We start from the raw sequence: 4,550 nt of genomic DNA on the forward strand, positions 1-4,550 counted from the left end.
AAGTATGCTCCCGCCCTGGGTGAAACCTACGCCATGATTAAAGCGTTGAATAAGCTCACAGGGTTAGGTATGCCTAAAACGATAGAAATAGCCTAATAATCACCCATACTGGCCGTTTCTATCTGAGATCCAATTAGGAAACAAAGCCGATTTAACCCGTCCATTGAACTCGCGGTAAAATCATCGAAATAAGCTAGTGATCTGAACCAGCGGAACTGGACACCTTTCAAACCGTCACTCCTCTTCTGAATATAGTTTTTGATGTCTTGAGTAAATTTTAAAGTCAAAGTACTGAACTTTGGTAATCCCCTTTGATGGGGAAGATCCATCAAGACATGAAATGTAAGAATGTCTCTATAACGATTAGGTTTGAGAGATCGATAAAGAACGCACCAATTAACGGCACGATAAAATACGCTTGTGGCGATGGGCCGTAGTAACCCGTGATACCATTCATATTGAGCATGGCTGTCGGTGTCGCACCCAAACCAAAGCCCGCATGACCACTTGCCATCACCGCGGCATCATAATTTTTACCGAGTAGCTTATAGGTAACGGACGTAACAAACACAATAGTAAACAATGTTTGAATCGTTAGGATAACCACCAGCGACAACGCCATATCAAACAGCTGCCAAAGTTTGATTTCAAGCAATGCCATAGATAAGAAGACACTTAGGGCAATTGAGCTTAAACGTGCCACTTCGACCATCGCAATCTTGGCAGGTTTGCTCTCGCTAAATAGTGTTGAGAATAGTGCACCAACAAATAACGCATAGACGAAATTTGGCACCATGTTCAGCCAATGCACATCGAGCACAAGCACTAAACTATGTAGCATTTGGCTGAGCTCAACACAGCATGCTAAAAGAACAACGCTTCCGATGCCATGTAGTACATTGCCCTTAGTCGGCATGTGATGGGCCTTTTTGTGTTCCACATCTGCTGCATGTACGTTCGGTGTTGAAAGTTGATTTTTTTCAACCAAATACGTGCCTAAAGGCGCTCCGATAATACCGCCAATCACAAGACCAAAAGTGGCACAGGCCATCGCGATTTCGAGTGCATTATCGACACCAAAATGGTCATGAAACATCGACGCCCATGCAGCACCTGTACCATGCCCACCTGATAGGGTGATAGAGCCCGTCATCAGTCCTAGCTTAGGATCCAGCCCTAAGAACGAGGCTGCAGCGACACCAATAGCGTCCTGAAAAATAATATAAACAACGGCGATTCCGAGAAAGACAACGAACAAGCGTCCACCTTGGAATAGCTGCTTGATATTTGCGCTTAAACCAATGCCTGCGAAAAACATCAGCATCAACGTCTCTTTATAAGGAAGTTCAAATTCGAACTCCATTCCCATGCGATATAAGCAAGTAGTAATTAAGGCTGCGATGCACCCACCAATCACCGGCCCTGGGATATGATATTTACTTAATATTGGTGTGTGTTTTTTGGTTACCTCACCAAACAACAACATCAAGAGTGCCAAAATGGCAGATTCAACGGCATTTACAGAAATTACATTCATTATCACGACCTAAACAACCGAATAAAAAAGCCCCGACTTGACGGGGCTTATATTTTCTAGCAACTACGAATTACGCAGAGAACTCTTGGAAGTACTCATCCAACACAGTACGTGTTGCACGGCCAATTAGCTCGTACTCGTGGTGAGTAAGGTTCGCTAGTGATACGCGTACTGAGGCGTGTACTGTGTCGAAACCTTTACCAGGTAGTAAGATGACGCCAGTTTCGTGAGCAAGACGGAATAGGAAGTCTTTACCTTTCTCGTTAGCTTTGAACCAGTCGACAAACTCTTGACCGTAAAGTTTGCCACCTAGCGTGTCTAGCTCTAGGAGTGTGTAGTAATCCACACGGTCTTTGTTCTCTTCGATTTCTACACCCATGTTTTTGTAAAGCGTTGTGTAGCGCTCACGGATGATGCGTTTGCAAGCGGCTTTGTAGCGACCTTCTGAGTCCATTAGACAAGTTAGAGCAAACATCGCCATTTGCACTTGTTGCGGTAGAGATAGACCGGCAGTGTGATTCAAGGCTACGCTACGGCTATCCGCAACGATGCGGTCGATGAACTTAATGTCACGTGGCTCTGGAGTCAGTGTTTTGTAACGGCCATCAAGTTGACACTGTTTTTCTTCGCTGAAAGAACTTAGTGCGTCATCAAATACGTTTTTGTGTTGGATACCAATGGTACCTAAACGCCAGCCTGTTGCGCCAAAGTACTTAGAGAACGAGTAAACACAAAGTGTGTTGTATGGTAGTTTTGCAAATAGAGAAACGAAGTCATCGGCAAATGTACCGTATACGTCATCAGTGATGATGAATAGGTCACTGCGTTGCTCATTCACAAAGTTTGTTAGGTTCTCTAGAGTCTCGTCAGAGAATTTCACTGATGCTGGATTAGCAGGGTTAACGACGCAAAGCAGTTTGATGTCTGTATCTGCAAGTTTTTCAATTTCAGACATTGGTAGCTGCCAAGTCGTCTCATCAAGGCGTAGCTCAACGATTTCCAGCTCATACTCTGCTAGCTCTGGGATTTCTAGGTAAGGGGTAAAGATTGGCGTGATTAGCGCAACTTTGTCACCTTTTTTCAATAGACCATTGTTGAACATGGTTGCGAACGTGTACGTCATTGACGCTGTGCCGCCTTCTGTTGCGAACAAGTCAAAGTTAGTCGTCATTGGCATTGGGCCGTACATCTCTTCTGCGATGTATTGTTTAACCACTTTCTCGATGTTCACTAGCATACGTGGTGGTACTGGGTAGTTACACGCAAGGTAAGCCAGTACTAGCTCGTTTAGGAACGCTTGTTTTTCGATACCTAGACGGTCTTTTGCGTAGCTTAGTGCACGACGTAGGAAGTCAACGCCTTTGTCTGCTGCATATTGGCTTGCGAACGTGTCGAAACGCTCAACGATGCCNNGCTTTGTAGCGACCTTCTGAGTCCATTAGACAAGTTAGAGCAAACATCGCCATTTGCACTTGTTGCGGTAGAGATAGACCGGCAGTGTGATTCAAGGCTACGCTACGGCTATCCGCAACGATGCGGTCGATGAACTTAATGTCACGTGGCTCTGGAGTTAGCGTTTTGTAACGGTCGTCCAATTGGCACTGTGTCGCTTCACTGAATGAGCGAAGTGTATCGTCGAACACGTTCTCATCGTGAATACCGATAGTGCCTAGACGCCAACCTGTTGCACCGAAGTATTTAGAGAATGAGTAAACACATAGTGTGTTATACGGTAGTTTTGCGAACAGAGAAACGAAGTCATCGGCAAATGTACCGTATACGTCATCAGTGATGATGAATAGGTCACTGCGTTGCTCATTCACAAAGTTTGTTAGGTTCTCTAAAGTCTCGTCAGAGAATTTCACTGATGCTGGATTAGCAGGGTTAACGACGCAAAGTAGTTTGATGTCTGTATCTGCCAGTTTTTCGATTTCAGACATTGGTAGCTGCCAAGTGGTCTCATCAAGGCGTAGCTCTACGATTTCCAGCTCATATTCTGCTAGCTCTGGGATTTCTAGGTAAGGGGTAAAGATTGGCGTGATTAGCGCAACTTTGTCACCTTTTTTCAATAGACCATTGTTGAACATGGTTGCGAACGTGTACGTCATTGACGCAGTGCCGCCTTCTGTTGCGAACAGGTCAAAGTTAGTCGTCATTGGCATTGGGCCGTACATCTCTTCTGCGATGTATTGTTTAACCACTTTCTCGATGTTCACTAGCATACGTGGTGGCACTGGGTAGTTACACGCAAGGTAAGCCAGTACTAGCTCGTTTAGGAACGCTTGTTTTTCGATGCCTAGACGGTCTTTTGCGTAGCTTAGTGCACGACGTAGGAAATCAACGCCTTTGTCTGTTGCATATTGGCTTGCGAACGTGTCGAAACGCTCAACGATGCCAACACCATCAGGGATACCACCGAAATCACCACCTAGGTAAGCGTAGTTACGCTCTGCTTCTGCTACCGCAAACTCACCAAGACGGATGAATGCTTTACGAGGTAGCGTTGCTAGGAAGTTAGGGTTACCACGACCTGCATCAAGAAGTGCACGATCTGGCACAGCTTGCGCCACTTCAATCAGTTTGTCTTTTAGCTCGAATGGGCTTAGGTCAGCGAATTTTGAAAAATCGATAGTTGGAGTTTGAGTAGTCATAATAGATACCTTACTTTCATAAATTTTAGCAAGTCGATCCCCTTCCCTATGTTTGGCCAGGGAATCGCTTAGTGTTTTAATTGGATTGACGTCTTAGACTGACGTTATAGTCTGAATTACATACCAGCGTTGACGGAGATAATGCCGACGATGATTGGTCCCCAAAGGGTCAATAGCACGTTGGCTACTGCGTAAGTCACTGTGAATGAGAATACTGGAGTTGCATTGCCTGTTTTTTCCATCAATGCCGCAAACGCAGGGTTTGCACTTCGACCACCAGTCACACAACCAAGTGCTTCAATTGGGTTTTTGATTCTCAAAACAAAGTAAGAGAAGAAGAACGAAATAATCTGTGGAATGAT

At 45.0% G+C, this 4,550-nt stretch carries 1 protein-coding gene and 3 pseudogenes; all 4 read right to left on the reverse strand.

Features of this window, described 5'->3' with window-relative positions; translation table 11 throughout:
- Nucleotides 1-328 precede the first annotated feature (328 nt).
- Entirely contained in the window at nt 329-1,537 is a 1,209-nt protein-coding gene (gene gltS, locus AB4384_RS09990) for a sodium/glutamate symporter (RefSeq protein WP_017061004.1), read from the reverse strand.
- Nucleotides 1,538-1,607: 70 nt separating this feature from the next.
- Nucleotides 1,608-2,948: pseudogene (locus AB4384_RS09995) on the reverse strand (bifunctional aspartate transaminase/aspartate 4-decarboxylase); the annotation flags it as partial.
- 4 nt (nt 2,949-2,952) lie between these two features.
- Nucleotides 2,953-4,188 (reverse strand): annotated as a pseudogene (locus AB4384_RS10000) (bifunctional aspartate transaminase/aspartate 4-decarboxylase); the annotation flags it as partial.
- 116 nt (nt 4,189-4,304) lie between these two features.
- Nucleotides 4,305-4,550 (reverse strand): annotated as a pseudogene (locus tag AB4384_RS10005) (aspartate-alanine antiporter); the annotation flags it as partial.

It is taken from the genome of Vibrio sp. 10N.261.51.A4 (genome assembly GCF_041471945.1).
Taxonomy (GTDB): domain Bacteria; phylum Pseudomonadota; class Gammaproteobacteria; order Enterobacterales; family Vibrionaceae; genus Vibrio; species Vibrio crassostreae_C.